Annotated in this window: 19 protein-coding genes; 13 read left to right on the top strand and 6 right to left on the bottom strand. The window is 71.2% G+C overall.

Annotated features, from left to right (window positions below):
• The first annotated feature begins 63 nt into the window (after nucleotides 1-63).
• Nucleotides 64-1,995 carry an alanine--glyoxylate aminotransferase family protein gene (locus IT371_18965; GenBank protein ID MCC6749755.1) on the top strand — a complete coding sequence of 644 codons (1,932 nt, stop codon included), beginning with the start codon at nucleotides 64-66 and terminating at the stop codon, nucleotides 1,993-1,995.
• Nucleotides 1,996-2,002: 7 nt separating this feature from the next.
• The gene (locus tag IT371_18960; GenBank protein MCC6749754.1) at nucleotides 2,003-2,866 is read left to right on the top strand and encodes a metallophosphoesterase; all 864 of its coding nucleotides are present in this window, start codon (nucleotides 2,003-2,005) and stop codon (nucleotides 2,864-2,866) included.
• A gap of 43 nt (nucleotides 2,867-2,909) precedes the next feature.
• On the opposite strand, the gene glgA is transcribed toward IT371_18960, so the two are convergent.
• Nucleotides 2,910-4,373, bottom strand: a complete 1,464-nt coding sequence (gene glgA / locus IT371_18955) for a glycogen synthase GlgA (GenBank protein ID MCC6749753.1) — start codon at nucleotides 4,371-4,373, stop codon at nucleotides 2,910-2,912.
• Nucleotides 4,374-4,383: 10 nt separating this feature from the next.
• A complete protein-coding gene (gene amrB / locus IT371_18950) occupies nucleotides 4,384-5,235 on the bottom strand; it encodes an AmmeMemoRadiSam system protein B (protein MCC6749752.1) in 852 nt (283 codons plus the stop codon).
• Nucleotides 5,236-5,366: 131 nt separating this feature from the next.
• On the opposite strand from amrB, the gene IT371_18945 reads away from it, so the two are divergent.
• The 4 genes from IT371_18945 to IT371_18930 all read left to right on the top strand — a co-directional run bounded on the left by IT371_18945 (nucleotide 5,367) and on the right by IT371_18930 (nucleotide 10,749).
• Nucleotides 5,367-7,037, top strand: a complete 1,671-nt coding sequence (locus tag IT371_18945) for a serine/threonine protein kinase (GenBank protein ID MCC6749751.1) — start codon at nucleotides 5,367-5,369, stop codon at nucleotides 7,035-7,037.
• Between the two features lie 5 nt (nucleotides 7,038-7,042).
• A complete protein-coding gene (locus IT371_18940) occupies nucleotides 7,043-7,804 on the top strand; it encodes a tetratricopeptide repeat-containing protein (protein MCC6749750.1) in 762 nt (253 codons plus the stop codon).
• 37 nt (nucleotides 7,805-7,841) lie between these two features.
• Nucleotides 7,842-9,164 (top strand): cyclic nucleotide-binding domain-containing protein, encoded by a 1,323-nt coding sequence (locus IT371_18935; GenBank protein ID MCC6749749.1) that lies wholly within the window; start codon nucleotides 7,842-7,844, stop codon nucleotides 9,162-9,164.
• 157 nt (nucleotides 9,165-9,321) lie between these two features.
• Entirely contained in the window at nucleotides 9,322-10,749 is a 1,428-nt protein-coding gene (locus IT371_18930; protein MCC6749748.1) for a carbohydrate-binding family 9-like protein, read from the top strand.
• An 88-nt stretch (nucleotides 10,750-10,837) separates the two neighbouring features.
• On the opposite strand, the gene IT371_18925 is transcribed toward IT371_18930, so the two are convergent.
• The gene (locus IT371_18925; protein ID MCC6749747.1) at nucleotides 10,838-13,090 is read right to left on the bottom strand and encodes a serine/threonine protein kinase; all 2,253 of its coding nucleotides are present in this window, start codon (nucleotides 13,088-13,090) and stop codon (nucleotides 10,838-10,840) included.
• A gap of 137 nt (nucleotides 13,091-13,227) precedes the next feature.
• Here IT371_18925 and mtnP point away from each other — a divergent pair, with 137 nt between their 5' ends.
• The 6 genes from mtnP to IT371_18895 are packed head-to-tail and all read left to right on the top strand — an operon-like array spanning nucleotide 13,228 to nucleotide 17,377.
• Nucleotides 13,228-14,088 (top strand): S-methyl-5'-thioadenosine phosphorylase, encoded by an 861-nt coding sequence (gene mtnP / locus IT371_18920; protein MCC6749746.1) that lies wholly within the window; start codon nucleotides 13,228-13,230, stop codon nucleotides 14,086-14,088.
• Between the two features lie 2 nt (nucleotides 14,089-14,090).
• Complete coding sequence (locus IT371_18915; protein MCC6749745.1) at nucleotides 14,091-15,008, top strand: sugar kinase; 918 nt, start codon at nucleotides 14,091-14,093, stop codon at nucleotides 15,006-15,008.
• Nucleotides 15,005-15,385, top strand: coding sequence for a hypothetical protein (locus tag IT371_18910; protein ID MCC6749744.1), 381 nt, complete (start codon nucleotides 15,005-15,007; stop codon nucleotides 15,383-15,385). The genes IT371_18915 and IT371_18910 overlap by 4 nt, the downstream gene beginning before the upstream one ends.
• A gap of 38 nt (nucleotides 15,386-15,423) precedes the next feature.
• Complete coding sequence (gene tsaE / locus IT371_18905; protein ID MCC6749743.1) at nucleotides 15,424-15,885, top strand: tRNA (adenosine(37)-N6)-threonylcarbamoyltransferase complex ATPase subunit type 1 TsaE; 462 nt, start codon at nucleotides 15,424-15,426, stop codon at nucleotides 15,883-15,885.
• Nucleotides 15,882-16,949, top strand: coding sequence for a teichoic acid biosynthesis protein (locus IT371_18900; protein MCC6749742.1), 1,068 nt, complete (start codon nucleotides 15,882-15,884; stop codon nucleotides 16,947-16,949). Before tsaE ends, IT371_18900 begins: the two co-directional genes overlap by 4 nt.
• Nucleotides 16,950-16,972: 23 nt before the next feature.
• Entirely contained in the window at nucleotides 16,973-17,377 is a 405-nt protein-coding gene (locus IT371_18895; protein ID MCC6749741.1) for a YbjN domain-containing protein, read from the top strand.
• A 15-nt stretch (nucleotides 17,378-17,392) separates the two neighbouring features.
• Here the strand turns inward: IT371_18895 and IT371_18890 are convergent, their stop codons facing one another.
• The 3 genes from IT371_18890 to IT371_18880 are packed head-to-tail and all read right to left on the bottom strand — an operon-like array spanning nucleotide 17,393 to nucleotide 21,021.
• Nucleotides 17,393-18,508 carry a HEAT repeat domain-containing protein gene (locus IT371_18890; protein ID MCC6749740.1) on the bottom strand — a complete coding sequence of 372 codons (1,116 nt, stop codon included), beginning with the start codon at nucleotides 18,506-18,508 and terminating at the stop codon, nucleotides 17,393-17,395.
• Nucleotides 18,505-20,508: an ATP-dependent helicase gene (locus IT371_18885; protein ID MCC6749739.1), complete on the bottom strand. Its 2,004-nt coding sequence runs from the start codon at nucleotides 20,506-20,508 to the stop codon at nucleotides 18,505-18,507. Before IT371_18885 ends, IT371_18890 begins: the two co-directional genes overlap by 4 nt.
• Before the next feature lie 54 nt (nucleotides 20,509-20,562).
• Nucleotides 20,563-21,021, bottom strand: coding sequence for a hypothetical protein (locus IT371_18880; GenBank protein ID MCC6749738.1), 459 nt, complete (start codon nucleotides 21,019-21,021; stop codon nucleotides 20,563-20,565).
• Nucleotides 21,022-21,133: 112 nt separating this feature from the next.
• Between IT371_18880 and glnD the strand changes: the two genes are divergently transcribed.
• The gene (gene glnD, locus IT371_18875; protein MCC6749737.1) at nucleotides 21,134-23,854 is read left to right on the top strand and encodes a [protein-PII] uridylyltransferase; all 2,721 of its coding nucleotides are present in this window, start codon (nucleotides 21,134-21,136) and stop codon (nucleotides 23,852-23,854) included.
• Nucleotides 23,855-24,031 lie beyond the last annotated feature (177 nt).

Here is a 24,031-nt window from a genome sequence, read left to right as displayed (position 1 = left end):
CTCCCCCGTCGGACATTTACTAGCCGACCTCTGAGCTTCGCGCTGCTCGACGGAAAGGGCGCCATGATCCGCCATGCCATTCTCTGGGCTGTTGGGCCCGACCGTGCCGAGTGCCGCTACCAGGCGTTCGACCCCTGGACCCCGGTTGCGGGGATCCCCCTCGCGCGACGGTGTCTGCTGTCGCTCGAGCAGCAGGGGGTGCAATCGGTCTTCATCATAGGTGGAGGGCCGGGGGGCGATCCGCGGAGGGCGGAGGAGAGCCTCGCGCCGAGCAGCGATTCGGCGCTCACGGTGCGCTGGCTGGAGGACGCCGCGGAGCCGCGTCGGCAGGCGCGACAGCTCCTCGAGTCGGGGGCGTTCGCTCTGGGGCCGGCGCTGCTCCTGCCCCTCACGCTCCTGCATGGGCCGGAGCTGCTCTCCCCCCTGCTCGATCTGGACGACGGGAGGGACGACGCCGTGCTGCTCCTCGATGGAGCGGTCGGCCGGGTCTTCGACCCCTCCCGGGCGCTGAAGGTGTGCGCGGAGGGGGACCGGGTGGTGCGGATCGGTCCCGACCTGACGCAGTACGACGCGCTGATGGCCGAGGTGGCGATCGTGACCGAGCGCCTGGTGGAGCGGATCGCGCGCGGCCAGGCGGAGAGCTTCGTGGCCACGCTCCGTCAGGCTGCCGCCGCGGGACGGCTCCGGGGCGAGGCCTCTTCCGGAGCGCAGTGGCAGGTCGTGGACTCGCCGGAGACCCTGAGCCACGCCGAGTGGCTCGTGCGGGCCTACGGAGAGGAGCTCGCGGGCGACGGGGCGCCGCGCCAGGTGGGGACGGTCGGTGCGACCTCGGCGGAGCGTACCCTCGGGTACATCGAGGGCCTGCTGTCCGAGAAGAGGGCCCGCCACTTCGTGCTGCTGAACCCCGGGCCGGTGCTCACCTCGCCGAGGGTCAAGAGCGCCCTCGTGCACCAGGACGTCTGCCACCGCGACGCCGACTTCGCCCTCGCGCTCCGGCGCGTGCAACGCAAGCTCCGGCGCGTCTGCCGCGGCGGGTCGGAGCACGAGGTCATGATCCTCGGAGGGTCCGGAACGGCGGCGATGGAGGCTGCGCTGCTGAGCTTCGTCCCCCGCGAAGGAAAGCTGCTCATCGTGAGCAACGGGGCCTTCGGGGAGCGCTTCGCCGAGATCGCGGCGGTGCACGACCTCGCCGTGCGGCACCTGAAGGGGGCGTGGGGGGCGGAGGTGGATCCCGCTGCCGTCGCGCGCGCTCTCGACGAGGACGCCGGGATCACGGGGGTGATCATGTGCCACCACGAGACCTCAGTGGGCCTGCTCAACCCGGTGGCGGAGGTCGGCCGCCTCTGCCGTCAACGGGACCGAGTCTTCTTCGTCGACGCGGTGTCGAGCCTCGGCGGCGAAGATCTGGACGTCCGGCGCGACAAGATCGACGTCCTCATCTCGAGCCCGAACAAGTGCCTCCACGCGGTCAGCGGGTGTTCGTTCGTGTGCGTGCACGAGCGAGTCTGGAAGCGCGTGGAAGAACTGCCCGCGCGTTCGTACTACCTGGACCTGCGGCGGTATCGCGCGGGGCAGATACCGTTCACGCCGGCGGTGTCGAATATCTTCGCCCTTAGCGCGGCGCTCGACGAGCTCCTGCGCGATGGGGCGTCGGGGCGCGTGAGGCACTACCGCGCACTCAACCGCAAGATGCGCCTCGCCCTGCGGCGGCTGGGCCTCGAGCCGCTCACGGACACGGGGCACGAGTCCCACACCGTCTGCACGGTCCGGGTGCCTGAGGGGATGACCTTCGCCGAGCTCTACGCCGCGCTGAAGGCCGAAGGGTACATCGTCTACCAGTGCAAGGCGCACCTGGAAGAACGCTACTTCCAGGTCGCGAACATGGGCGAGCTCAGCGAGGAGATGGTGCGCGGCTTCCTCGAGGCCCTCGAGCGCGTCCTGCACAAGGCCGGCGCTGGCAAGCCGGCGCGGCTCTACGCGCTCCAGACCGCCTGAGGGGGTCGTGCTCGTAGCCCACTGCTCTGACCTCCACCTGCGTTCCTTTCGTGGTGTGAGCCCGCTCGCCTTCCTGGGGAAGCGAGCGCTCGGCGGGGCGAACCTGCTGCTGCGGCGCGCGCGCGAGCACTCGATGGAGGTGGCGCACCTCTTGGTGAAAGACCTCAACGACGTCGGGCCGGACCACGTGGTGGTGAGCGGGGACCTCACGAACCTCTCCTTCGCATCGGAGTTCGAGACGGCGCGCGAGCTCCTCCGCGAACTCTCGCTGCCGGCCTCCGAGGTGACCGTCGTGCCCGGGAACCACGACTGCTACACCTACCTCGCGAGCTTGCGCGACGACTTCTCGCGCATCCTTGCGCCTTTCGTGAAAGGCGACCTGGTCGGGAGCGAGGGGTTTCCCTTCGTGCGGATGCGCGGCGACGTGGCGCTCGTGGCGCTCAGCACCGCGCGTCCGTCGGCGCCGTTCCTGGCGGTGGGGAGTCTCGGCGAGGCACAGCTCAAGCAGGCGGAGACGTTGCTCCTGCACCCGGAGGTGCGCGACAAGTTCCGGTTGGTCGCGCTGCATCACCCGCCGCGGGTCGCGGCCAAGCATCACTTCAAGCGGCTCACCGACTCGGAGGAGTTCCTCGGCCTCCTACGCCGGACGGGGGCCGAGTTGGTGGTGCACGGCCACCTCCACCGCGCCTGCCACGACGAGCTCGAGGGGCTCGGCGCGCCGATTCCGGTCATCGGGGTGACCTCCGCGACGTGGCTGCCGCCGCACGCGCCCGAACGTCGGGCAGCCTACAACCTCTACGAGATCGAGGGGCGGACCCTGCGGCGGGTCGTGACGCGGCGGTACGACTCCGCGGCCCGGCGCTTCATCTAGGAGACGCAGCGGCGCGACGGGCGCGAGCTGTCGTGATCTCGGCCTACCCCCGGTGCTTGCGCACGAGGGCCAGTCGGTAGAGGTACTCGTAGGCGGCGGCCGCCCGATCCCACCCGTGGCGCTCGGCCATCACGCGGCGGACGAGCGTGGCCATACCCAGCCGGTCCTCGCGGTAGACGCGTAGTGCGGCCTGGATCGCCCCGAGCAGCGCCTCGGGGGTCGCGTCGCGGAACTTGAAGCCCGTGCCCTCACCCGTGGCGGGGTCGAAGTTCTGGACCGTGTCCTCCAGTCCGCCGGTGGCGCGCACGATGGGGACCGTGCCGTAGCGGTGGCTGTACATCTGGTTCAGACCGCACGGCTCCCAGCGCGAGGGCATGAGGAAGAAGTCGCTACCGGCTTCGATGAGGTGCGCCAGCCGCTCGTCGAAGCCGATCCAGGCGTGCACGCGACCGCGGCGGCGCGCCGAGAGCTGGGCGAGGAGCTGCTCCGCCGAGGGGTCTCCCGTTCCGAGCACCACGAGCTGCAGGTCCAGCTCCAGCAGGCGATCGATCCCCGCGAGGAGCAGATCGATCCCTTTCTGCGCGGCGAGGCGGCTCACCAGTCCGAGGAGCGGCACTTCGGGGCGCTGCGGCAGCCCCGCCTCCTGCTGCAGGGCCGCCTTGCACGCGCGCTTGCCGGCCAGGTCCTCGGCGCCGTAGCGGTGGGGGAGGTGCGGGTCCGTAGCGGGGTTCCAGACCTCCTCATCGATACCGTTGAGGACGCCGAAGAGATCGCTCTGCCGGCTGCGCAGCAGGGCGTCGAGCCCCTCGCCGTAGCTCGGTGTCTGGATCTCCTGGGCGTAGGTCGGCGAGACGGTGCTGATCACCGTGCTGTGGTAGATGCCCCCCTTCAGCAGGTTGATGCCGTCGTTGCCTTCCAGGCCAAGGTGCTGGTGGAAGCCGACCTCTAGCCCCGTTTCGGCGAAGCGACTGCGATCGAACCAGCCCTGGTGGGCCAGGTTGTGGATCGTCAGCACGCTCGCCGCGGCCCCGGTTGGCGTGCCGCGTCCGACGGTGTTGAGGAAGACCGGCACGAGCGCTGTGGGCCAGTCGTGCGCGTGGAAGACCTGCGGCCACCAGTTGAGGTGCGCGCAGAGCTGCAGCGCGCCCCGGCTGAGCAGCGCGAAGCGGAAGCAGTTGTCCTCGTACGCGCCCCCGGGGGGGCCGTAGACCCCCGACCGATCGAAGGCCACGTTGTGCTCGAGGAAGTAGACCGGGACGCCGGCGAGCTGGCCCTGCAGGAGAGCCGACCAGCGTTCGCTCCCCCCGGCGGGGACCGACAGCGGGCGCGGGTGCTGCGAGAGCCCGTCGCGGCGGATCCAGCCGTAGCGCGGCAGGAGGAGGCGGACGTCCAGGCCGCGCTGCCGCAGGGCCGGCGCGAGAGCCCCGACCATGTCTCCCAGCCCGCCGGTCTTGGCGAAGGGGGTCGCTTCCGAGGCGACGAGCAAGACGCGAAGGGGCTCAGCCATCGTCACGCGTTCAGAACACCACGCCCCCGTACCCCACGAAGCTGTCGTCGGGGCGCACGTCCGCGCTGGTGGCGTAGGCGAGAAGGGTCGCCCGCGTGGAGCCCAGGCGGTGCGCGCAGTGGACGGCCGCCGCGGCGGCGCCCGGGCAGCAGGCGTTGCGGCGCGAGAGGGCCTCCACGATCATCGCTTGTGGGTCGAGTCGCTCCGCTTGGGCGAGGAAGCGGGGATCGTTTTCGTCGCGGACCCAGGAGAGCGCCGCGGCGCCACGCCCGCGTGGCGTGAAGCCGTAGTTGGGACCGTAGTGCGTGAGGTCGGTGGAGCCGACGGCCAGGATGCGTCGCCCGCGGTCGAGGGCGAGCTCCGCGGCCACCTGGGCCAGCTCGAGGCTGTCCACACGCGGAGGGGCCCCGACGACCACGATGCGGGCTGCGGGCCAGAGCCGCTTGAGGAGGGGGAACTGCACCTCGGCCGAGTTGTCCTGCGTGTGCGTCTCGCCGGTCTCGGCGCGGGCGTGGCAGCGCTGAAGTAGCGCGTGCGCGAGCTCCTCGTCGGTCGCGATGGGGCCGTACGGGGTCCACACCTCCCCTTCGACCATCACGCTCACCGGCGACGTCGGGGCGAGGTGTCCGGCGAAGAGGAGCACCGTCTCCGTCTCCGGTGCGGAGAGCGCGAGCGTCTCGAGGACCCGGAGGGCGACCCGTCCCGAGAAGACCCAGCCCGCGTGCGGGACGATGCCGCCGCGAAGACCCGGTTCGACGGTCGGGAGGGGCTCGTCGCCCCGGAGCTCGGAGATCATCCGGTCGCAGGCCTCCGCGGTGTCCGGGTACCACGTTCCCGCGAGGTCGGCCTCTCGAGTGCCCATGAGAGGCCTACTATCGGCCCACTCCGCCTCGGCTGTCAACGCGACGGCGCCAGCTGCCACCTGCTACATTCCCTGTGGGGACGGGAAGCGCGGCTTCGGGCCGGCGCTCCCGCCATGCGAGCGAAGGTGCGATGGGTACCTGTCCGACCTGCGAAGGCGTCTACCCCCACGGACAGTTCTGTCCGACGGACGGGACGCGCCTCGTGGCCGGAGGGGACGCGGCAGGGGGGGAGGATGCGCTCGTCGGGCGCGTGGTCGCGGATCGCTTTCGCATCGTCGGACGCCTCGGGGAGGGGGGGATGGGGACCGTCTACGAGGCGCGCCATCTGGTAATCGACAAGCGGGTCGCGCTCAAGCTCCTGCGCCCCGAGATCACGGCCTCGCCCGAGGCGGTGATGCGCTTCCAGCGGGAGGCGCGCGCGGCCTCGACCATCGGACATCCGAACATCGTGGCCATGGACGACTTCGGACGCCTCCCCGATGGGCAGGTGTACCTGACGATGGAGTACCTCGAGGGGCAGCCGCTGAGTGAGCTCGTCGCTCGCGGGCCCCTCGACGCGCTCGCCGCGGTGGACATCGCCATCCAGGTCGCCCACGGTCTCGCCGCTGCGCATGCCAAAGGGATCGTGCATCGCGACATGAAGGCGGCGAACGTCTTTCTGCTCGAGGGGAGCGCTCAGGTGAAGATCCTGGACTTCGGGGTCGCCAAGGTGAGCGCGGCGGAAGGGCGAGAGGAGGGGGCGCTGACGCGAACGGGGGTCATTTTCGGCACGCCGAACTACATGGCGCCGGAACAGGCGCTCGGCCGGCCGGTGGACCATCGGGCGGACATCTACAGCCTGGGGGTGATGCTCTACGAGATGCTCACCGGGAGCGTGCCGTTCGTGGGCGACTCGTTCATGGTGATCCTCACGCAGCACGTGACCGCGGCTCCCGAGCGGCCGTCGCTCCGCTGTCCGGGAGGCGTGGCGGCCCCTCTCGAGGCGCTCGTGCTCAAAGCCCTCGCGAAGGACCCCGGCGAGCGCTACGAGGACATGAAGTCGATGGTCGCTGCGCTGACGGCGGTGCGGGCGGAGCTCTTCGGCGCCGCACCCGCTCACAGCTACCTGCGGGTCTCCCGCATCCGGCCGCCGCTCTCGCCGACGAGCGCGGGCGTGCAGCCGGCCAGCACGCCGACGGCGGGAGAGCTCTTGCCGCGGCCGCCCGTCGCGAGAGGGCGACGAGGGGCGGCAGTGGTCGCCGGCGGCGCGACGCTCGCGCTCGCCGTCGGGCTAGGGATCTGGTTCGCTCGCGGGCGCGGGCCCGCCTCGGTCGCGGCGCCGGCTCGCTCCGCGGCGTTTGTCGCGAGCGACGACGCCGCAGAGGGGGCGACGCCGAAGGCGGCGAATGGCCCCGCGCCGGCCGTTGGGGTACGGGTGCGCGTGCTCGTCGCGTCGGAGCCGTCGGGCGCGGTGATCGTGCGCGACGGGCGCACCGTGGGGCAGACGCCCGAGGTGGTCGAGATCGAGCGCGGATCGCGTGTTACGCTCGTCCTGCGACGCGGTGGCTACGCCGACCGGGAGGTGCGGGTCGTGGCGGGCGAGGACCGTAAGCTCACCGTGGCCCTCTCGCCCGCGCGTCCGAGTACGCGGGCCGGGGAGAAGCTCGGAGCTGGCGGGGGGGCGAAGCGCGTGCGAGGAGGTCGCCGACCGGTGCGGCCCCGTCCGGCGGCGAGCGACGATGGATCGGATCACGGGCCCGAGCCGGAGACGCGGTCGAGCCGGCCGAGGCGCGTTCACGAACACGATGAAGCGACGGAGTAGCCGAGATGCCTATGCGATCCCCGATACGAACCACCGCGGTCCTGTGTCTCGTGCTCCTCGGAGGCGAGGTGGCCTGGGCTCTTCCGCCGGCGCTGGCCACGGCCGCACGGGAGGAGGCGCGACGGCTCTTTCTCGACGGGAAGGCCCACTACGACGCCGGCCGCTACGCGCGGGCCAAGGCGGCCTTTCGCAAGGCGGGAGCGCTCGCGCCCTCGCCGATCCTGGACTACAACCTGGCGCGCTGTCACGACCGGCTGGGCGAGAACGCGGAGGCGATCCGCTACTACGAGCGATATCTCGGCAGTGCGCCCGAGGCGGCGAAGCGGGCCGAGGTCGAGACGCGGCTCAAGGCGCTGCGGAGCCGCTCCGCGGACCCCTACGCAGACCTCGAGAACCGAGGCGCGGCGTCTCAACCGGCCACGCAGCCGGCGAGCCAGCCCGCGGTCGCTGCCGCGCGCGAGCCGCTTCGCGCCGGGCCGGCGGCGCTGCCTCCCCCGGGGCTCCCGCGGGCCGTGGGGCCGAGGCGACTCGCCTCCCGTGATTTTCCGCACGAGGCGACGCTGCAGCGGGAAAGGCGCGAGGCCTATTTCCCGGTCGCGCCCGCGCGTCGCCGTCGGGTAGATGCGCCGGCCTACCGGCAGTGGTGGTTCTGGGTGGGGATCGGCGCGGGCGTGGCGATCACCTCCTTCATCATCGCCACGGCGGCGACGGGTGGAACGGCCTCCCCGCCGCAGCGTCGTCCGGCCGGCCTCATCCTGTCATTCTGATTGACCGTCCTTCGATCGCGGCCGTAGGCTCCGACCGATGACCACGACGGCCACCGATAGCGAGCTTCTCGAGGCGGCTGACCTCGCCTTCGCCCGGGGTGAGCTTCCCGAGGCGCTCGGGTACTACGTGGCGTTGCTCGAGGCGGATCCGTCGGACTTCTACGTCTGGTATCGGACGGCGCTCGGGCTTGGCCGGCTCGGCGAGCGCGACGAGGCGGCGCAGGCGCTGGCGCGCATCGTGGCGGCGCTGTCGGGGGCCGGGCAGCTCCTGCTCGCGCTGGCCGCGGTCAAGGAGCTCCAGTCGCTCGACGAGGCCGCGGGCGGGCGCGCGGTGGCCGCCCTGGCGAAGGACTTCGGGGGCACGACGCGCAAGGATGCGGGACGCCCGCCGCCTCCACCTCCCGCCGGCCCGCCGCGCACCATCGCCGTCGGCGAGGCCGTCTCGCGCGACCCCCGCGTCCTGCGCGAGTCGGCGAGCGACGCGTGCGCGCGGGCGCTGCGGGCCTTCGAGGCGAGTTCGTCGAAGGGGCACGCGGGGGGCGCAACGCACTTCGCGCTCTTCAGCGAGCTGTCGCCCAAGGATCTGGCGGAGGTCTTCCCGTTGATGGCGCTGCGCGCGCTTCCACCCGGCGAGGTGGTGATCGAGCAGGGGGCCGATGGCACGTCGTTCTTCGTGCTGGTTCGGGGGGTAGTGGAGGTGACGCGCGACGGTGTGCACCTGGCCTTCCTCCGCTCGGGGGCCTTCTTCGGCGAGATGGCGCTCCTGTCCGACTCTCCGCGCGCGGCCCGTGTGGTCTGCCACTCCCCGACGCTGCTCTTCGAGCTCGACCGGCAGGGGGTCGTGACGCTCGCCGAACGCAGCCCCGGCGTGGCGCACGTGCTCGCCAGTCACACGCGGGAGCGCATGGTGCGGAATCTCCTCGCCACCTCGCCCCTCTTCGCGATGCTGGATCCCGAGCGGCGCGAGGACCTCGTCTCGCACTTCGTTTCGCTGGTCTTCGCCCCGGGGGAACAGGTCCTCGCCGAGGGGGAGGAGGGGGAGGGCCTCTACGTCGTGTTGAGCGGCGAGGTGGAGGTCTCGAAGGTCGAGGGGGGGGAGGCGCTGGCTCTCGCGCACCTCGGAACCGGCCAGGTCTTCGGCGAGATCTCGCTGCTGCAGCGACGCCCGGCCACGGCGACGGTCACCGCCTGCCGGAAGACGGTCGTGCTCTGCCTGCCGCGCGAGAGCTTCAACGCCTGCGTGGCGGAGTTCCCCGAGGTGCTGGCGCACGCCTACCGTCTGGCCATGGAGCGCGAGCAGGCCACGACGGCTGCTGCCGCCGGGCCCTCCGTCCCGGTCGAGGACGGACTCCTCATCTGACGCGCCCCGGGACCCCGCCGAGGGGCGCCTTGAATTTTCCGCAGCGCTAGGCTAAGTCGTCGCGTGTCACGTTGGCCCTGCCGTACGGGGGGGCCTGAAGCGGGCTTATCGTCATCATCTGTCGCCGGAACCGGGACGGAGCAGAGGAGGTCGCACGATGTCGCGTCTGCGTTGGGTTGCCTTCGGGGTGCTGGCGGTCTTCGCCGCCGGCTGCGTGGAGCAGGAGTCGGAGCGGGGGCCGACCGAGGAGGACTTGAAGGTCATCAAGCAGAACATCCTGGCCGCGCCGCCCGCGATCAAACACAAGGTGAACGCGGAGCTCGACGGGAAGATCACCTACCTCGGGGTGGACGTCGACAAGGACGAGGTCACGCCGGGGCAGCCCTTCACGCTCACCCACTACTGGAAGGTGGAGAAGGCCGCGCCGGACTGGAAGCTCTTCGTGCACATCAACGACCCGAGCAAGAAGAAGTTCATCAACGCGGACCACAAGGCGATCGGCAACCGCTACGCCGTCGCGCAATGGAAGCCGGGAGAGATCATCCGCGACGCGCACACGGTCACGCTGCCGAACGACTGGGGGGCGAGCCAGGTGGAGGTCTACACCGGGCTCTGGAAGGGCAAGGACCGGATGAAAGTGGTGAAGGGCGCGCAAGACAAGGAGGGACGCATCCTCGCCGTGACGCTACCGGTGAAGGGCGGCAAGGCGCCGGCGCCGGCCCCTGTGAAGCGACTGGTCGCGGCCAAGGCCACCAAGCCGGTGAAGCTCGACGGTAAGCTGGACGACGAGGTCTGGAAGAAGGCCGTCTCGTCCGGGCTCTTCGTGGACACGATGACCGGCGGGGCGGTGCCGATTGCGACCGAAGCCAAGGTGGCCTACGACGACAAGTACCTCTACGTGGCCTTCGACTGCAAAGACGAGGACGTCTGGAGCGACTTCAAGAAGCGGGACGATCATCTCTGGACCCAGGAGGCGGTGGAGATCTTCCTCGACGCGAACAACGACGGGAAGGACTACATCGAGCTCCAGGTGAACCCGCACGGCACGATCTTCGACAGCTACCTGCCGGAGTACCGCAAGAACCAGAACGACTGGGACGGCAAGCTCAAGGCCAAGGTCGCGGTGGACGGCACGGCGACGAAGCGAGGGGACAAGGACAAGGGCTGGACGGTGGAGGTGGCCATTCCCTGGGAGGACGCGAAGGGGCGCGGCAAGTACGAGCTGAAGGTCCCGCCGAAGGCTGGCGACAGCTGGAAGATCAATTTCTTCCGGATGGACAAGCCGGAGAAGGGGGGACAGATCGCGGCCGGCTGGTCGCCGCCGCTCGTGCCCGACTTCCACAAGCTGGATCGGTTCGGTGACCTCGTGTTCGGGGACGCCGAGGGCAAGGCTCCCGAGGCGGCCAAGGCGGAGGTGAAGCCGGAGGCGAAGCCGGAGGGGGCGACGCCTGCTGCCGAGGGGCGTCCCGCGGGAAAGGTCGTGCGGATGGCGGAGACCCCGGGTGAGCGCGGGATCCTGAACCGCAGCATCCGCGCCCCCCTGTCGGCGACGAAGCGAATTCCCCGCGACAAGCCCGCCAAGTAGCTCCCGATCGCCGCGGGCCGTTCGGCGCGGCAGGCCCTTCACTCGTCGAGAGAAGCTCAGGCTAGCCCCGGCGCTCCTGCGGCTCGGATCAGTGGCGCCGCACGCTCGGCGGTGCGTCGCTGAGAGCGCGCGCGAGCCACGCCGCCTGCTCGTCGGCCGCGAGGCGCTCCTGCTCGGAGGCGGCCCACGCGGCGAGCGCCGCCCCGTCGGAAAGACCGGCCGGAAGGTCCAGCTCGAGCAGTGTCGCCACGGCGGCGAGATCGGCCTGCGGCGTGGGCTCTACCTCCGGATGCTCGCTCGTGCACACGGCGGCCCAGCGTTCGAGGCTCGGGACGAGCGCCACGCGCGGGTCCCGCCCTCCGAGAGCGAGGGTGGCGCGGCTGAGCGCGCCGTGCCCCAGTCCGGCGCGGTGCAAGCTGGCGAGCGCGCGACTGACCGCCAGCGCTGCGTCGAGCCGCGCGTGGGAGCTCGCGAGCGGAGGCCACGGGCGGCCGACCCACGGCTCGAGGACGGCCTGGCCGCGGGGGGAGTCGAGGCCGAGCACCCGCTGGAGCTCCTCGGTAGCCTGCGCGGCCGCGGAGAGAAGGGCGAGCAGCCGCTCTCGCGCGGGCCCGGGGGCAAGCCTGACCAGCACCACGGCCCGGCCGAGCTGGGTGTCGCGCGCCTCGAGAAGCTGGAGCGCGGGGTTCGAGGCGCGCGTCTGCTCGACGTGGAAGCGCGCGTCGGTGGCGCGAGCCGGGCGCTGGGGTAGGGGCGGAGCACCCTCCGTCGGGGTCGCGGGGGTCGGGCGAGCCGGCGGGTCGGTCGGGAAGGCCTCGATGGCCCTTCGTAGCTCCTCCAGCGAGGCGAAGCGGGCGGCGGGGTCCGCCGCGAGGCAGGTCAGCACGACGCGGTCGCAGATCTGCGGCAGGCCTTCCACGCGCGCCGAGGGGGCCACGGGGGGCGGTCGGAGCGTGGTCGAGAGAAGCGCGGGCCCCGTGAACGGCAGTTCGCCGGTGAGCGCCTGGTAGAGCATGACGCCGAGCGCGTAGAGGTCGGTCGCAAAGGTCACGGCGCCACCGGCCAGTTGCTCGGGGGCCATGAAGGCGAGCGTGCCCACGAAGCTTCCGGTCTGCGTCTGCCCCGCGTCCTGCAGGTGCGCCACGCCGAAGTCGCCGAGCTTGGCCGCTCCGGCCTCCGTGAAGAAGACGTTCGACGGCTTGAGGTCGCGGTGGACGATGCCGCGCTGGTGGGCGGCCTCCAGCCCCGCGAGGACCTGGAGCAGGATCGATCGGCACGTGCCCGGCGAGAGGCGCGGACGCAGCCGGTCCGCGAGGGTGCCGCCGGACATCAGCTCCAGGACCATGAAGCCCGTCGCCTCCTGGAAGTCGAGGACCGGGACGACGTGCGGGTGGTCGAGCGTCCCGGCGATCCGCGCCTCGCGTACGAAGCGAAGGAAGGCCTCGCGTCCCCGCGCCCCCGCCGGCGCCGTGAAGAGTTTCACTGCGACCGGTCGGCCGAGCAGCAGGTCCTCCGCCCGGTAGACCCGTCCCATCCCCCCCGCCCCGAGGAGCTGCCCCAGTCGATAGCGCCCGGCGAGCGTGCGCGCGTCCGCCTCGGTCTGGATGGCGAGCTCCGGCAGGTCGGCGCAGTCGCGGCTGCGCGCGGGGACCTCGGCTCCGCTCGCGCGGAGACGCTCGAGTACGCCGTCCGCCGCGTGCGTGTAGCCGAGACGCGAGAGCGCGGCGACGAGCCAGAGACCGGCCGGCAGGGCTAGGGGCCCACCTGCCGCGAGGAGCGTCTGCAGGAGCGGGATCGCGTCGGCCGCTTGCCCCTGCGTGAGACACAGGCGGGCCGTGGCGAGTCGGGCGGTCGAGAGCTCATCGTCGCCGAGGTCGGCCGGTGCGACGTCCCGCGCCAGCGCACGGCGATAGAGGCGGAGGGCCTCCCTTCCCTCTCCACGCGCGTCGCGGAGCTCGGCGGCGCGTAGAAGCTCTCCGGCACGCTCGAAGCATTCGGCGGCGAGAGGCGACTCCTCGGCCGCACGGTGCAAGCGGCCGGCGATGGCCCACGCTCCGCGCTCGCCGGCGATACGAGCGCCTCGGGCGGCGAGCTCGTGCGGGCCCTGTTCCAGCCGCGCCACGAGCGCCTCGAGGGCCAGCGCGTCCTCGCCGCGCAGGCGATTGAGGAGGGCTCGCGGCAGATCTCCGGCGGCCTCCGCGCACCGAGCCGCGGCCGCGTGGTCCCATAGGCGTTCGTGGAGCGAGGCGGCCCCCGCGCAGTCTCCGGCGGCCTCGAGCTGGGCGGCTGCTTCGGCGAGCCGTCCGTCGGCAATCAGCGCCGTGACGTCTGGGTCGGGCACCTCTGCAGCTTAGCGCGGAGCACCCTTCGTGCCGAGAGCGCACCACGTGCGGGCCGGCGCGCATCTGCAGCGGGCCTCGATTGACCGGTCCTATGCCGCGTGGTAGGCATGCCCCGCCAACAGCAGGAATGGAGCGCATGGGCCGCCAAATTATCGGCGTCATTGGAGGAAGTGGGCTGTACCAGCTCGCGGGGCTCACCGAGGTGCGTCACGTGAAGGTGGAGACGCCCTTCGGCGATCCCTCCGACGAGTACCTGATGGGGGAGCTCGAGGGCCGGACCCTCGTCTTCCTGCCGCGCCACGGCCGAGGGCATCGCTTCTCGCCGAGCGAGCTGAACTACCGCGCCAACATCCACGGGTTCCTGCAGCTGGGGGCGCGCTGGGTCATCTCCGTCAGCGCCGTGGGAAGCATGCGCGAGGAGATTCGCCCCGGGGACATGGTCATCGTGGACCAGTTCTACGACCGGACGAAAGGGCGGCAGGCCACCTTCTTCGGCGACGGAGTGGTGGGCCACGTCCCCTTCGCCGACCCGATCTGTCCGAACCTCGCCGAGGTGGTCGTGAAGGCCGCCGAATCGGTCGGCGCGCGCTTCCACCGGGGCGGGACGTACATCTGCATCGAGGGGCCGCAGTTCTCGACGCGAGCGGAGTCGCGCATCTACCGCAGCTGGGGGGTGGACGTGATCGGCATGACGAACGTGACCGAGGCGAAGCTCGCGCGCGAAGCGGGGCTTTGCTACACGACCATCGCCATGGCCACCGACTACGATTGCTGGCACCAGGACGAGGAGGACGTCTCCGTGAGCAGCGTGCTCGAGACCCTGCGGCACAACGTCGACACCGCGCGGCAGGTCATCGCACGCGCGGCGCTGGCCGTGCCCGCCGAACGGTCTTGCGCTTGCGCCGACGCTCCCCGGCACGCGGTGATCACCGATCGTGGCTCGCTCAACGCGCAGACCCGACGCAAGCTGGCTCTGATCCTCGGCGAGGAGGAATAGCGATGAGCCTTCTCGTCGTAGGCAGTGTGGCCCTCGATTCCGTCGAAACCCCCGTCGAGGGGCGGGACGAGGTGCTCGGGGGGTCGGCTTCTTTCTTCGCCACCGTCGCGTCCCTGCTCGTGCCCGTGCGGCTCGTGGCCGTGGTGGGCGAGGACTTCCCCGTCGAACACATAGAGTTCCTGGCGCGGCGCGGGGTGGACCTGCAGGGCCTGCAGCGCGTCGCCGGTCGCACCTTCCGGTGGGCGGGGCGGTACCTGCCGAACATGGTGGACCGCGAGACGCTCGACACGCAGCTGAACGTGTTCGAGCACTTTCGCCCCACGCTGCCGGCGAGCTACCGGGACTCGAACTTCGTGTTCCTCGCGAACATCGACCCCGCGCTGCAGCTCGACGTGCTCCGTCAGGTAGAGCGGCCACGCCTCGTCGCCTGCGACACGATGAACTTCTGGCTGCGCGACCGGCACCTCGACGCGGTGAAGGAGGTGCTGCGGTCGGTCGACCTCCTCATCCTGAACGACGAGGAGGCGCGGCTGCTCTCGGGACAGGCGAACCTGGTCAAGGCGGTGGCTGCCATCCGCCTCCTCGGCGTGAAGCGCGTCATCGTCAAGCGGGGCGACGCCGGGGCCATGCTCTACGGTGACGAGGGGATCTTCTGGGTCCCGGCCTTTCCGCTGGAGAACGTGGTGGACCCCACTGGCGCGGGGGATTGCTTTGCGGGCGGCTTCATGTCTTATTTGGCTCGCACCGGGGATCTGGGCCCGGCGAACCTGAGGCGGGCGATGGTGTTTGGCAGCGCGACGGCGTCCTTCGCGGTGGAGGACTTCAGTGTGGACCGGTTTCGTACCCTCGAGGAGTCGGCGCTTCTCGAGCGGTGCCAGGCCTTCGCGCGGTTGGTGCGGTTCGAGGAAGTGAGGCTATGACGATGCTGACCCACAACGACGTGACGACGCTGGACCCGGTGGTGCTGCTCGAGGAGCGCATGGGGGCCCTCGACCGAACGGGGCAGCGGCTCGAGCGGATCCTCGACGAGATGGGGACGCTCGAGAAGGATCTGGACCGGCTGGACCAGACGCTCTTTCTCCCCGGGCTGTCCGAGTTGACGCGCGAGGAGCTCCTCGACGAAATGGACCTCGGTGTCGCGGCCTACAACCACCTGCGGGAGGCAGCGGCGGGAGCGTACCGGCAGCTCATCGTGCAGCGCGAGGCCTGCGGCTTTCGTCACCACGAGGTGGTGCGCCGCTGCTACGCCATTCCCGAGCTGCGCTGCTGCCGCAACGACGTGGACAGCTGCGGCTAGCCGCGGCGCTGCCGCCTTCCAGCCCCGTGTTCTTCGAGCTGACGGCCACCTCCGAGGATGCCACCGTGGCGCTCGGTGCGGCGCTCGGACGCGTGCTCGAGCCGGGCCTCGTCGTTGGGCTCATCGGGGACCTGGGGGCGGGCAAGACCTGCTTCGTCCGAGGCGTCGCGGAGGGGGCCGCCGTCCCCCCCGAGATCTACGTGGCCAGCCCGACCTTCACGCTGATCAACGAGTATCCCGGGCGCGTCCCCCTCGTGCACATCGACCTCTATCGACTGGGCAGCGCGACGGACCTGGTCGAGGTGGGCGTCGTCGACAGCTACGGCGGGCCCGGGGCCTGCCTCGTGGAGTGGTTCGATCGCTTCCCGGAGGAGCAGCCGCCGGGGCGACTGGAACTGACCTTCCTGGTGACGGGGGACGCGTCGCGACGCGTCCTGGTGCGGGCCACGGACGAGGCGCACGCGGCGCTCGCCGTGCGCTGGAAAGGAGAGCTCCCGTGAAGATCCTCTATGGGGTGGTGGGCGAAGGGATGGGACACGCCACGCGCAGTCGCGTGATCCTGAATCACCTCGTGCAGCGCCACGAGCTGCAGATTGTCGTCTCGGGGCGCGCCCACGCCTACCTCAAGCAGCACTTCCCCGACGTGATCGAGATCGAAGGGCTGCGGATGACCTACGAGAACAACCAGGTCGACCGTAGCGCCACCTTCTGGGACTTCCTCAAGCGGTTGCCGACGCTGGTCTCTACCAACTTCGACGCCTTCCGGCAGCTCAGCGAGCGCTTCCAGCCCGAGGCCGTGGTGAGCGACTTCGAGAGCTTCGCGTACATGTTCGGCAAGCACCACGGCGTGCCGGTGATCTCGATCGACAACATGCAGGTCCTGAATCGCTGCGAGCTGGACATCCGCATCGGTCCGGAGCACGAGCAGGACTTCCAGATCGCCAAGGGGATCGTGAAGAGCAAGCTTCCGGGGTGCTACCACTACCTGATCACGAGCTTCTTCTTCCCCCCCGTGCGCAAGGAGCGCACGAGCCTCTATCCGCCGATCCTGCGGCGCCGCATCTTGCAGGCCGAGCGTTCGCTGGGCGAGCACCTGCTCGTCTATCAGACCTCGACGAGCAACACGGCCCTCCTCGAGATCCTGAAGGCCACCGGGGTGCCGTGTCGGGTCTACGGCTTCGGCCGGGAGGAGCGGCTCGGGAACGTGCACCTGCGCCCCTTCTCCGAGGATGGCTTCATCGAGGACCTCGCCTCGTGTCGCGGGGTCCTCGCCACCGGCGGCTTCTCGCTCATGGGGGAGGCCATCTACCTCGGCAAGCCGCTCCTGGCCGTGCCGCTCCGGAAACAGTTCGAGCAGATTCTGAACGCGCTCTACCTCGAGAAGCTGCACTACGGAGCCTACGCGGAGGAGCTCTCGGCCCCCGCGGTGGAGGCCTTCTGCGAGCGCCTCGAGGAGTACCGGCAGGCGCTCGCGAGCTACGCGCAGGATGGGAACACGCTGATCCTCGGCGCGCTGGACCGGCTCCTCGGTGAGGTGGCGAGCCCTCCGCGCCACGAGGAGTAGGGCGAAACGGAGCCCGCGGGACGATGAGCTATCGCGAGACGATCGACGGCTACCTCAGGCGCTTCGGCGAGCTCGTCGGGGTGGAGCTCGAGCCCTTGAATGCCGAGGGCCACTCGTCGGTCCAGCGCGGGAGCGCGACCGTCGGGATCAACGTGCTCGAGGACCATCGCGTGCTGATGTTCCTGAGCCCGATCATGCGCGTCCCGAGGCGGCGTCCGGAGGAGCTCTACCGGAAGCTCCTCGAGCTCAACTTTCTCGGCACGAGCGACGCGGCCTTCGCCATCGACCGGGAAAAGAACGTGGTCTACCTGCGCGCGCTGCGCGGCCTTGAGGGGCTGGACTTCGAGGAGTTCGTGGACCTCCTGGACACGATGGGGAGCGTGGCCGACGAGTGGGACGAGAAGCTGCGGGCGGAGTTCGGGGACTGAGGGCTCGCGGGCGCGCTACGGATAGAGCGCCAGGACGAGGGCCGGCGCGGGGGGCGACGCGCCGGAGGGGGCCACCAGGATGAGCCGCGCGCCGACGGGGGGCAGACGGTCCATGTCGTCGAGGGACTCGAGGACCAGGCGACCGGCGGCGAGGAGGAGCGTCCTCGCGGGGCGTCCGGAGGTCGTCGGAAGATCCAGCGTCGGGGCGTCGATCGCCACGCCGAGAAGACGCGGGGCGCGCTTCAGGAGGTACCTCGCCCCCTCCTCGGTGAGCCCCGGGCCGCGCGACGTCCCGGCGAGGCGGGCGTCCGGAGGCGCGGGGGCGCGCGCCGAGGGCGTCTTTCCCGGGGCCGCCGTCGTCTGTCGGTGGGCGGTGCGAAGCAGGAGCAGCGCGCCGTCGGGGATGGGCCCGGTTCGTTGCTCGAGGGCCTGGAGCTCCTTGAGGCCCACGGGGCCGACGAGGGGGCCCAGGTTCAGCACCACGGCGGGGACGACCTTCCACGCCGCCACCTTCGCGCCGGCGAGCCACGGACCGTGGCGCGTCTTGCCGCTCTCCCCCAGCGCGCCGCGGAGCTGGCCCACCGCGGGGCTGCCGCGCGGACGCTGCGAGAGGAAGCGATAGCCGCTCTCGGCCAGGTGCGTCCACCAGGCCGCTTCGTCCTGGCCGAGCGGCTCGCCGAAGAGGCGGACGAGGAAGGCCATCGCCTCGGCGCGGGCGTGGTTCGTGCCGGCCTTGAGCTGCCACATCAGCTCCTCGAGCCCGGTCCGCTGACCGAGGCGTACGAGGGCCTCGGCCAGGATCCTCCGCACGCGCTCGACCTTTTCTTGGGCCAGCGCCGCCCGCAGTGGACGGATCGCGTCCCCGTCGCCGATGAGCCCGAGCGCTTCGGCGCAGCGCGCGCGAACCCAGGGGTTGGGGTCCTTCGCGAGCTGCTGCAGGAGCGCCGGGAGCGCGGCGCGGTCGCCGCGGACTCCAAGGGCGAGCGCAGCGGCCTCCCGTCGCAGCGGGTCCTTGTGGCCGGTGAGCGTGGCGAGGGGACCGGTGGGCTCTGCTCCGTGGCCAGAGCCCGCCACCGCGAGCGTGAGCCAGAGCGCCGCCGCTACGGCGCTGAAACGCGTCAGACGGATCACTCGGGTGCCTCCTCGATCTCCCAGCGTTCGTACGGGGTGTGGTTGCCGGCCAGCTCGCTCAGGAAGCGCGAGAGGCGGAGCAGGCGTCGGGGACCGTCGCCGCTCTCCTCGAAACGGACCTGGCAGAGGTAGAGCTGTTCCATGGCCCGCGTGACAGCCACGTAAAAGAGGCGGCGCTCCTCCTCGGTCTCGGCCTCGGTGCGGACCGACAAGGCCTGCGGGAAACGGCCCTCCGACAGCCAGAGCAAGAAGACGACCCGCCACTCGAGGCCTTTCGCCTGATGCACGGTGCTCAGGGTGAGCTTCTCCTCGGGGGCTTCGCCGGGACCCACCCCCTCGGCGGTGAGGCCGGCGAGGAGCGCGAGCTCGCTGAGGAGCTGCTCGAGGCTCTCGAAGCGGCGCGCGTAGTCGGCGAGCTGCTCGAGGTCCTCGAGGCGCGTCTGGGCGTTCGGGAAGGCCGAGCCGGCGTAGTCGCGATAGTGCCCCTCGACGACGCGCTGGATCATCGCGGCGGGGCCCGCGCAGCCGTCCACCTCGTGGAGGAGCTGGGCGAGGCGGGCGACGGCGGGGCGGGCCGCGCCGGGGAGCCGCTCCCGAAGGGCCACGTCCGACAGGCGCCCCGCGGCGCCGTGAGCCACCGGAGCGCCGTGAGCGACCGCGCCTTCGCTCGCTACCGCCGAGAGGATCTGCCCCGAGCTTCGCTGGCCAACCCCCGCCCAGAGCTTGAGCACGCGTTGCCAGGCGAGCGCGTCCGCACCGTTGTGGGCGAGGCGCAGGTAGGCCAGCACGTCCTTGATGTGGGCCTGTTCGAAGAAGCGAAGCCCCGAGCGCACGGTGTAGGGGATCTTGCGCCGGGTCAGCTCCACCTGGAGCTCGAGGCTATGGGCGTGCGCGCGGTAGAGCACGGCGATCTGGGGCAGGGGAACCTGCTCCTCTTGCGAGAGCTCGAGGACGCGCTGCGCGACGAAGGCCGCCTGCTGGTAGACGTCGAAGAGCGGGAGCAGCACGGGCCGCGATCCCGCTGCGCGCGTCGGCCGGAGCACCTTGGGATACTGGCGGACGTTGCAGGCGATGGAGGCGTTCGCGAGCGAGAGGATCTCGGGGCTCGAGCGGTAGTTGAGCTCGAGCTTGAAGATCTGGGCGCCGGGGTAGCGTGCGGGGAAGTCCAGGATGTTCTGAAAATGCGCCCCGCGAAAGCCGTAGATGCTCTGCGCGTCGTCGCCCACCACGGTGAGGTTGCCGTGTCCTCTGGCGCAGAGGTCCACGATCTCGCCCTGGAGGAGGTTCGTGTCCTGGAACTCGTCGACGAGCACGTGCTCGAAGCGCTCGACGAGCTCGGCGGCCGGGCCCGCAGGGTCCGACAGGAGTCGATGGAAACCGAGGAGCAGGTCGTCATAGTCGAGGAGGCCGAGCCGCTCTTTGCGGCGGGCGAAGCGGTCGAGGATCGCGGTGAGCTCGTCGGTCAGGTCGTAGAAGCGCGGGGCGTGGAGGCGCACGGCCTCCGCGGGCCGCAGGCGGCTGTTGGCCACGGCGGAGGCGAGCTGGAGGAGCACCGCCGGGGCCGGGAAGCGCTTCTCGCGCAGCGCCGCGCCGGTCTCCCCCAGGCAGACCGTCATCAGGTCGCGGGCGTCCTCGCGGTCGAGGATGGCGTAGTTTTCGGGGAGGGCGAGCGCGCTGCCGTGGCGGCGCAGGGCCAGGTTCGCCACGTGGTGGAAGGTGCCCGCCCAGAGCGGGCGAAGGTCGAGGCCGAGCAGCCCCTCGAGCCGGTGCACCATCTCCTTGCCGGCGCGGTTCGTGAAGGTGCAGAGGAGCAGCCGCGAGGGGGCGAGCCCGTCGGCGATGAGCCGCGCGGCGCGGTAGGTCAGCGTGCGGGTCTTGCCGCTGCCGGCCCCCGCGATGACCAGCAGCGGGCCTTCACCGTGCAGGACCGCGGCGCGTTGCTGTTCGTTGAGCTCGGAGAGGAAGTCGGAGCCGCGGCCCGCAGGGCGCTCCGTGCGCAACACGTACCGGGTCACGATGCGCGAAAACTCCCTCTCGAGGACTGGCCCACCGCGCTACGCGATCACGTGGAGCGGGATCTGGCGGTCGAGACACTCGTTGACGGCCTTGGCGAAGGCCCGCCAGGCGTAGATCAGATGCTGGTCGACGCGTTCGAGCTCGTCCGCGTCGTCGTCCTCCTCCTCCTCGTCCCCGTCCTCCTCGCCGAGGTTCAGCTCCTCGCGGAGGTCTTCGAGCGCCCCGGCCAGGGCGTGCGCGCTGCCGATGGTCTGGCCCCCGACGCTCACGCGGCCGTCGAATTCGAGGGGGAGATAGATGTGGCAGGCCACGTCGTGGAACTCGAGGCGGTCCATGAAATCCGCCAGCGCCGTCTCGCCCAGGGGCTCGTCGAGATCCAGGCTGTCGTCACACGGGGGGAGCTCGTTCACTCCGAGTTCCGCCAGTTTGACCTGTAGCTTCTCGAGCTGCGGGGAACTGAGGGCTTCGTCAAGCGGGAGGAGCTTCAGCTCGGCCATGGAATACCTCCGGTCGGGGTGAGTCAACGGCGTTCGGAGGGTCGTGTCAAGAGCGGAGCCGCCTCCCCGCGGTGGGGTCCGTCGGCCCCTCGGGTGAGCTATCATAAGGAGGGTGACCGCCTCGCACGCCCCATCGATCGAAGAGCTCGGCCGCCTGGACGGGGCGGCCCGCAAGACGGCGTGCAGGTCCTACGTCGCGGAGGCGCGGGCGGCCATGCGTATGGGCTTGGAGCGGGGGGAGTCGCCGGCGGAGCTCTTCGGCGCGCTCGCTGCGGCCTACGACGCCCTCCTCGGCGCGCTCATCGGAGAGGAGGAACTGGGCGAGGCGCACGTTTGCCTCGTGGCGCTCGGCGGCTACGGTCGCCGCGAGCTCTACCCCTTCTCCGACCTGGACCTGCTCATCCTCCGGCAGCCGGGGACCGAGCAGATGGCGGACCGGCTGCTCGAGCGCGTCGTGTACCCGCTCTGGGACGCGAAGCTGACGGTGGGCCACGCGGTACGTAGCGTCGACGAGGCGCTCGACCTGGCGGCCTCGGACCTGACGATGCGGACGGCTCTGCTCGACGCCCGACGCCTCCTCGGCGACGAGGGCCCGTACCACGCCCTGACGGCTGGTGCCTACCGCGAGTTCTTCGGCCCCGAACACGTGAACCAGTTCGTGGCGGCCCTGGCCGAGGAGCGGGCGCGCCGCCACGCGCGCTTCGGTGAGTCGGTCTACCTCCTCGAGCCGAACGTGAAGAGCGGGAAGGGGGGGCTGCGAGACCTGAACACGGCCCTCTGGGCGGCAACCGCGCGCCACGGGCTCGGCGAGCTCGACGAACTTCCCCGGGTCGGGGCGGCCACTGCGCGCCAGTGCCGCGCGCTCGCCGAGGCCCGGGCCTTCCTGCAGAACCTGCGGCTCGCGACGCACCTCGCTGCGGGGCGGGCCCAGGACCGTCTCCTCTTCGACCTGCAGGAGGTGCTGGCTCCGCGGCTCTTCCCCGAGCAGGAGGTGCGGGGCGTTCGGAGGTCGGCCGCGTCGGCTCCCGCGGTAGAGCGGCTGATGCACGCGTACTACCGACACGCGCGAACCGTGGTGATCGAGACCGACGGGATCCTCGAGCGGTGCTGCGTGAATCCGGCGGGGGGGAACGACGTGCAGCCCGCCGAGGTGCGGTCGATCGACCCCGTGTGGGAGGTTCAGGGGCAGCAGCTGGTTTGCCTCGCCCCGGAGGTGTTCTGGGAGCGCCCCGCGGAGATGCTGCGGGGCTTCGCACTCGCGGCGGCGGAGGGGCTCGAGCTCGCGCGGGCCACGCGGGACGTGCTGGCCGAAGCGGCGGCGTCGGAGCCGGGGCACGAGCTCGCCGCCTCCGAGGAGGGAGCTCGCTGGTGGCTCGAGCTCCTCCAGCACGCGACGGTTCGCGCCGGGCGTTCGGTGCTGCAGTCGCTCCACGACGCGGGACTCCTCTGCGCGGTGATCCCGGAGCTCGCTCCGTGTACGGGCAGGGTGCAGCACGACGTGCACCACGTCTACACGGTGGACCAGCATTCGCTCTACGTCGTCGAGCTCCTCCACGCCTTCGCGCGCGGGGAGCAGCCGGATCTCTCGCCGACCGCGGCCGCGCTAGCCACCCAGGATCCGCCCTCGCGGAGCCTGCTCCTGGCGGCGCTGCTGCACGACGTCGGCAAGCCGTACGGCAGCGACCACAGCGGAAAGGGGGCGCGGCTCGTCGCAGGGGTTGCGGCACGGCTCGGGCTGGAGCGGGAGGAACAGGACCTGGCGGTCTTCCTCGTGGCGCAGCACCTGAGCATGGCGCGCATCTCCCAGCGCAGGGACCTCGGGGACGATCGAGTGATCGCCGACTTCGCCGCGCTCGTCGGCAACGTCGAACGACTCCGCGCCCTCTACCTGCTCACGGTGGCTGACACGGCGATGACGGCCCCGGGAAACCTCACCAGCTGGAAGGCGTCGCTGCTCGACGAGCTCTACCGGAAGACGTACCACGAGCTACGGGACGGCGACGGGGCGGCCGCGCGACGGGAGGAGGAGGTCGGGACCCGCCGGGAGAGCGTGCGCGCGCTGCTTCGCCGCCACTGGGGGGACGCGGGCGAGCAGGTCGTGGAGCGGGCCCCGAGGGCGCTCCTGGCCGCGCACACCCCGGAGGCGCTGCAGCACTTCCTCGGCGTAGCCCTCGAGCTGGACCAGGAGCCCGAAGGAGTGGTGCGGATCGGGACGCGCCCCTACGACGCGAGCACGACGGAGCTCACGATCTGCTGCGACGACGGGCCGGGGCTCTTGGCGACGATGACCGGCGTGATGCTCGCACGGCGCATCTCGGTGCTGGCGGCCCAGATCTACACGCTTCCGCCCGACCGGCCGGGAGGAGGGCCGCACCACGGGCGGGCTCGCGCCCTCGATGTCTTCTGGGTGCACGGCCCTCCGTCGGCGGACTACCGGGCGTGGAGCGACTTCGCCGCGCTGCTGGAAGGGGCGCTACGAGGGGAGCACGCGGTATCCGAGCTGGTGGCGCGCGCGACTCGCCCCTCCGCCCTGCCGGCGCGGGCGCTCCCCAAGGTGGCGACGGAGGTGCACGTCCACAACGAGGCCTCCGAGCGGTGTACCATCCTCGAGCTCCAGACGGCGGACCGGGTGGGACTCCTCTACGCCGTGACGCGGACGCTGGCCGACCTGGAGCTGGAGATTCTCTTCTCGAAAGTCGAGACGGAGGCGGGGCGCGTGACCGACGTTTTCTATTTACAGGAGCGCGCGACGGGTCAGAAAGTGACGCTCCCCGAGCGGCTGACCGAGATCGCCCGGGCGGTGCGCGAGAGCGTCTCTCGGGGGGACGGATGAGCGACAGGATGAGGAACCAGGGCGGATCGCAACCTAAGGCGGCCGGCCACAATTACCGGTGCATCCTCGCGGCCGATGCATCCCGGCTGGCTTCGTTGCTCCTCGGTTGCGTACCGACGGGTATGCGCCCTCGTCGCGCCTCGCCATCCGGGCGCCTCGACCACGATCCCTGCACAG

Source organism: Deltaproteobacteria bacterium, from assembly GCA_020848905.1.
GTDB lineage: Bacteria > Myxococcota_A > Polyangia.
Note: the sequence above shows the minus strand (reverse complement) of the source record. Positions and strands in the feature narration are given on the sequence as shown.